Annotated in this window: 1 rRNA gene; it reads left to right on the top strand. The window is 50.2% G+C overall.

Annotated elements, in window-relative coordinates:
• Positions 1-251 (top strand): 23S ribosomal RNA (locus QSV36_RS25065); the annotation flags it as partial.

Raw genomic sequence — 251 nt, 5'->3', positions numbered from 1 at the left:
GCGTAGTCGATGGAAAACAGGTTAATATTCCTGTACTTCCAGTTATTGCGATGGAGGGACGGAGAAGGTTAGGCCAGCCTGGCGTTGGTTGTCCAGGTTTAAGGTGGTAGGCTGGAATCTTAGGCAAATCCGGGATTTCAAGGCCGAGAGCTGATGACGAGTTGCCTTTAGGCGACGAAGTGGTTGATACCATGCTTCCAAGAAAAGCTCCTAAGCTTCAGATAACTGGGAACCGTACCCCAAACCGACAC

Source organism: Pseudomonas sp. BCRC 81390 (assembly GCF_030341915.1).
Taxonomy (GTDB): domain Bacteria; phylum Pseudomonadota; class Gammaproteobacteria; order Pseudomonadales; family Pseudomonadaceae; genus Aquipseudomonas.
The sequence above is the reverse complement of the archived record's forward strand: the minus strand, read 5'-3'. Positions and strand labels throughout refer to the sequence as shown.